This window comes from Kitasatospora sp. NPDC091257, from assembly GCF_044757675.1.
GTDB classification, from domain to species: Bacteria; Actinomycetota; Actinomycetes; order Streptomycetales; family Streptomycetaceae; genus Kitasatospora; species Kitasatospora lactacystinica.
Genome location: NZ_JBIVVI010000558.1, coordinates 1 through 5,745, shown reverse-complemented (window position 1 = coordinate 5,745; position 5,745 = coordinate 1). Strand labels below are relative to the sequence as shown.

The 5,745-nt window shown below is 74.7% G+C and carries 4 protein-coding genes; 2 read left to right on the top strand and 2 right to left on the bottom strand.

The genetic code is table 11. From position 1 onward, the window contains the following. The coding region (locus ACIQOV_RS24240) for a GAF domain-containing protein (protein WP_401051669.1) at positions 1-1,812 on the bottom strand (1,812 nt) is incomplete at its 3' end. A gap of 448 nt (positions 1,813-2,260) precedes the next feature. On the opposite strand from ACIQOV_RS24240, the gene ACIQOV_RS24235 reads away from it, so the two are divergent. Beyond that, positions 2,261-3,421: a hypothetical protein gene (locus tag ACIQOV_RS24235; RefSeq protein ID WP_401051667.1), complete on the top strand. Its 1,161-nt coding sequence runs from the start codon at positions 2,261-2,263 to the stop codon at positions 3,419-3,421. Between the two features lie 101 nt (positions 3,422-3,522). On the opposite strand, the gene ACIQOV_RS24230 is transcribed toward ACIQOV_RS24235, so the two are convergent. Further along, positions 3,523-4,794, bottom strand: coding sequence for an alpha/beta hydrolase (locus ACIQOV_RS24230; RefSeq protein ID WP_401051664.1), 1,272 nt, complete (start codon positions 4,792-4,794; stop codon positions 3,523-3,525). Between the two features lie 111 nt (positions 4,795-4,905). Here ACIQOV_RS24230 and ACIQOV_RS24225 point away from each other — a divergent pair, with 111 nt between their 5' ends. Then, entirely contained in the window at positions 4,906-5,364 is a 459-nt protein-coding gene (locus ACIQOV_RS24225; RefSeq protein ID WP_401051662.1) for a MarR family winged helix-turn-helix transcriptional regulator, read from the top strand. Positions 5,365-5,745: the final 381 nt, after the last annotated feature.

The following is a 5,745-nucleotide window of genomic DNA, read 5'->3' as shown; positions in this document are numbered from 1 at the left end:
GGTGCTACTTCTCGCCGAGGAACCCGACGACGGCGCGGCGCAGTCCGGCGCTGTCCAGACTGGCAGCGGGATGACGTCGAACCAGTCCCCGCCGACCCCGCGCAGCGCGGGCAGGTAGCGGTAGGCCACCTCCATGGCGCTCTGCTCGGGCAGCCCCCGGGGCAGCAGGCTGCGCTGCAGCGTCTCGGCCATCCTGTGCTCACGGGTGTAGCGGCGGGCGTTGTCCACGCAGATCGCCGTGCGGGCCACCAGTTCCTCGACGACGGAGAGGTCCTCGTCGTCGAACGGCGCGGATTCACCCGCCCGCCAGAAGTTGACCGTGCCCAGGGTCAGGCCGCGCGCCCGCAGCGGCGAGGTGATCAGCGAGTGCATCCCGTCCGGGAACACCCGGTCGGCGGCCTCCGGGGCGCCCGCCCGCCGGGCCTGCTCATGGCGCAGGTCGTCGGCCAGCGCGGCGGGCCCGGTCTTCAGGGCGGTCTCCTGCGGGGCACCGGGGAGCGGGCTGAGCTCCGTGCCCACGGGCATGAACGGCCAGTCCTCGCCGCGCCCGCCGGTGGCCGCGCGGTGGAGTCGCGGGCCGTGCTCGATGCCGAGGTCCGGGTACAGCTCCTCGCCGCGCAGCACGGGCTCGGCGAGGTCGACCGTCGCGTAGTCCGCGAACCGCGGAACCACCACGTCGGCCAGCTCCTGCGCGGTCCGTGTCACGTCCAGGGTGGTACCGACCCGCAGCCCCGCGTCGTAGAGCAGTTGCAGCCGGGCCCGGGCCGCCTCGGCCTGCCCGGCCAGTGCCCGCAGGTCGGTGGTGTCCCGGACGGTCGCGACGCTGCCGGACCCGCCGCCGAACGGTGCGGTGGGGCGGTTGTTGACGGCGAGCAGCCGGTCCCCGGCCCGGTGCACCTCGTCGGTCGCGGTGCGCCCGGAGGCCAGCAGCCCGGCCAGTCCTGGGTCGAGCCCGAGTTCGTCGACCGGCCGCCCTTCCACCCGGGGCGGCAGCTCCAGCAGTCGCCGGGCCTCGTCGTTCGCCAGCAGGACCCGTCCGTCCCCGCCGACGATCAGCACGCCCTCGCGGACCGCGTGCAGCACCGCGTCGTGGTGCTCGTACATCCGCGTCATCTCGGCCGGGCCCAGGCCGTGCGTCTGGCGCCGCAGCCGCCGCCGCACCAGCAGCGCCCCGCCCATGCCGACGGCGAGCGCGACCGCCGCTCCGCCGAACAGCAGCGGCAGCTGGCGGCTCACCGCCGTGCCCACGTGCGCGACGGTGATTCCGACCCCGACCGCTCCGGCGACCGAGCCGTCCGGTCGGGTGACCGGCGCTCCGGACTCCACGACCCGCCCGACGGGCGTCTGGAAGCTGTCGGTGGTCGGCCCCATGAGGGAGCGCGCGAACGGGCCGATCACATGCTTCCCGATCAGGTCGGGGGTCTGGGCCGTGTAGCGGATCCCCTCCGGGTTGGCGAACACGACGTAGTCGAAGCCGCCCTGCATCACGATCTTGTCGGCCAGCGGCTGCAGCACCGCGGTCGGATCGGGGCCGTCCATCGCGCTCACCACACCGGGGGCCTGCGCCAGGGCGACGGCCGCGGCACGGGTACGGCCCGCGGCCACGCCCGTGGCGTAGCTCCGGGCCTGCAGGACGAGCGTCGTCAGCGCGGCTCCGACCAGCAGCGCCACCACGACCAGCAGACACACGAACACCTGGCCGGCGACGCTGTGCACCCGCAGCCGCGAGCGCAGGCCGCCCCGCGGCGGCCGCTCCTGCCCGGGTCCGCCCGGGTCCGTACCCGCGGCGTCATGGCCGTCCGCTGCGCGCATCGGCCCGGATCAGCTTTCGGCGCGGTCGTTCATACCGGTCTCCCGTCGTCCGACGGCTGAGAGGAGTTCCGAGGCAGTGGCACCATCCTCGGCCGGACGCCGCCTCGGCCTTCAGCCTAGTACCGGGCCCTCGGCCGTGCCTCCACAGCCGCCGGGGCCCAGGGCCGCACGGGCGGCGCGGGGCCCGGCTGCCGCCTGCGGTCGTCCGAATCGCCGAGGAGCAGGCGGGCGCCTCACAGGTCCGCCGGGACGGGCCGTCCTGCTCCTCGTGCCCCGACCGGCCAGGGCGGGTTCCGCCCCGGGCGGATGCCTGTCGGACGACCGCCGGGCCGGGCCGGTGCCGGATCGACGGCGGGAGGCTGCCACCTCACCTCTCCCGCCCCCTGGAAGCATGGCCGACGCCCTGTCAAACTGCCTGCCTCACAGCCTATTTGGAGAGGAACGAGCCATGACGAACGGCGAAGCGCACAGACCGCCGGCGCACCGGCTACGGGCGCTGCTCAGCCTGCTGGTCCTCGCCGCGGCCGCGCTGCTGGCCGGTCCGGTGCCGTCCGCCGCGGCGGCGGGCGGCGAGGCGGAGGCGTACTACATCGGGGACGACGGGGGCCTGTGGAGCTACCAGTACTCGGACACCGCCGGCAGCTGGAGCACGGCCGCTCGGCGCGGGCCGGCCTCGCTCGCCCCGCCGGGCGCGCGGGTGGCGGCGGTGCGGACCCCCGGTCACCGGCCCGCGGTCTACTTCACCGCGACGGACGGCTCGCTGTACGAGTACTGCGCGGACAACCCGGGCTCGGCGCCGTTCTCGATCAGCGGCCCGGCCACGGCCGAGCCCGGCGGGCGGATCACCGCCGCGTGGGCGGGCACCCGGCTGACCCTGGTCACCGGCACCTGGACGGGCGCCACAGCGGCGGCGGCACCGGCGGTCCCGCAGTTCAACGACGCGTGCCTCCCGATGACCGTGGACTGGCGCCAGCTCCCCGCCCCCGCCCTTCCGTCCTCGGAGGCGGCCTCCTTCGCCGTCACCGGCCGCGCCGGGATCTTCACGGTCGGCGACAGCGGCGGGGTGACCGTCGGCTGGACGTCGCAGGCCACCGGCGGGCTGACCAGCTACACCATCGCCCCGGCGGGCAGCGCCCGACCGGGCGGCGGCATCGCGGTGGCCCCCGGCACCACCTCCGGCACCGTGTCGGTGTTCTTCGCCGGCCGTGACGGACGGCTCAACCTGGCGACGGTCGGCGCGGGGGCCGGGCGCATCGGCTCCCTCCAGGCGAACACCACCGCCCCGACGGGCAGCGTCCCGGACGGCGCCGTCGTCTCGGCGGCCAGGAACGCGGCCGGCACCGCCGTCGGCTACGTCGCCGTCGACGGCTCCATCACCCTCGCCCACCTGTCCTCCGCGGGCCTGTGGCAGAGCACCGAGGCGATCAGCGCCACCGGCTTCTCCAACCCCGGCAGCTCGGTGGCCATCTCGGACGTCGACGGCTACCCGGCCTGCGGCACCAACGGCCCCCGGGTCGTCCACTTCGGCCCCGTCCGCGGCCCGTCCCCCGATCCGTGGGTCGCGGCCGGCCTGAACGCGACCGTCGGCGCCGCCATGACCTTCGTGTAGGCGCGACACGGTCTCGGGCACACCGCGGGGCGCCCGGGGGTGCCGGCGGCTGAGCGTCGGCACCCCCGGGCGGCGCCCCGTGGCGGCGGCGCCCGCGGGGCTCAGCCCCGGCTCGCCCGGGCGTGCCGGATGTCGGTGAGCGCGGTCGGGGCGCCGCCGAGCCACCAGGTGGGGTCGGCGCTGCCGTCGGTGGTGCGGCCGTCGCGGTGGACGTAGTGGCGCACGTCCCGTCCGGGGTCGGCGAACTCGCCGGCGAGGGCCCGCTGCAGCCACTCCGCCCCGAACCGGAAGACCTCGGCCGCCACTCCCCCGAGCGGGTGGAACTCGTCCTCGTAGACCCGCAGTTCCTTCGGCGCCCGGACCCGCTCGAAGCTCTCCAGCGCCTGGCCGAGGTCGGTGAGCTCGTCGAACTCGCCGATCCCGTACAGCACCGGGCAGGTGATGTCGGCCACCAGGTCGCCCAGCGGCATCCGCCGGGCCAGGTCACGGTCGAAGGCCTCCTCGTCGGTGTACCCGGCCATGAACATGTAGTTGTTCTTGAAGGTCGGCTGGGCGCGCTCGAAGATCGTCGCGAAGTCCCCGGTGACGGCCTCGAAGGCGGCGAGCGCGGCCAGCCGACGGTCGGTGGCGGCGGCCCGGGATCCCCAGTAGCCGCTCATCGAGATGCCGAACATGCCGATCCGCTCGGCGTCCACCTCCGGGAGCGCGGCCAGGTGGTCGAGGTAACGGCCGATCGCCCGCTCGTAGTTGCCGAGGTCGACGGTCAGTCCGCCGGCGCGACTCTCGCCCTGGCCCGGCCCCTCGATGGACAGCGCGACCATGCCGCGCGAGGTGTAGTAGCGCTCGGCCGCCCAGATGTAGTCCTCCTTGATCATGTCCATCCCGGGGCCGAGGATGACGGCCGGCGCGTTCTCGACCGGCCCGGCCGGCAGGTGCAGCAGGGCGAAGATCCGCGAGCCCTCGAAGTCCAGTTCCACCCGCCGCACCCGGCCGTCGCGCAGCGCGCCCAGGCGCTCCACGCAGTGATCGGCACGCCGGCGCATGGCCGTCTTGCGCGGGTCGGCCGCGTCGAAGATCGAGTACTGCGCCCGGCCCCACATCACCGCCGCCCGCAGGTAGAGGTCGGCGGCGGTCTGCGCGAACCCGCCGCGCTCGTGGTGGGCGGCGCGCTCCTCGGCCTGGCCGGCCACCGTCGCCCACGCCTTGGGCAGCATCGCGCCACTCCTGACCAGCGCGAAGACCTTGGCGAAGTCGGTGTGGTCGTGGCCCAGCTGCTCCATGGTCCCGACGGCCTCGGGGTGCAGCGCGTCGAAGCCGCCCTGGGCGAGGGCGGTGTCCAGGGCCCAGGTCTGGCCGGTCGAACGGATGGTCATGGGTGTCCTCCTGGGGATCCGCTCAGCATTTGGCTAAGCACTTAATGAGTAAGTACTTAGCTATTAAGTACTGAGGCTAGGCTGCTGTCAACCCGCCGAGGAGGACCGACCATGGCCGAGACGCCACCCACCGACGACCGCGCCCGGGCACTCGACCGCCTGGCCCGCGCCGCCTACCGGCTCAGCGCCGCCGACGCCCGGCTGCGCGGACGCGCCACCCGCACCCCGGGCGCACTCTCCCTCACCCACGCCCGGGCCCTGCGCACCCTGGCCGAACAGGGGCCCCTCACCATCAGCGGGCTCGCCGCCGCCACCGAGACCACCGGCGCCGCCACCACCCAGCTGGTCAACGGCCTGGTCACGGCCGGCTACGTCACCCGTACCCGCCAGCCCGAGGACAAGCGCTCCGTCCTGGTCGCCCTCACCGACACCGGCCGGGCCCGGCACGACCAGCGCCAGAACGCGCTGGCCGAGGCCCTGCACACCGATCTGGACGACTACGACGACGCCGCCCTCGACCGGGCCGCCGAGGTGCTGCAGCGCCTGTCCGCCGTCTACGACCGGCTGTGAGGCCGCGGGCCGGTCCGGTCACAGCATCCGGAGTGACCAGTTCCCCTTGCCGCCACCGGCTTTGACGATTCATCGGAAATCCTCAACAGGCGGATGCATACGCCGGACGGTCGGCATCGCCCCGGTGGAATCCGACCAGGAACGGCATCCTGCCCGAAGCGGGTGTCCGGGGGCACGAGAAGTGGTGGTTGATCCCGTACTGGTGGGAGTGGACGGCTCCGGACGCCGTGATCGTCGCCGTCGCGCCGGGAAGGGTGTGGGTTCGCTGTCGGCGGAGACGGGGACGCCCCGCACACGGATTCCGTACGGGGCGCCCGCTCATGTGCAAGGGGTCAGGCGAGGCGGATGCGCTCCGCCTGCGGGCCCTTCGGGCCCTGCACG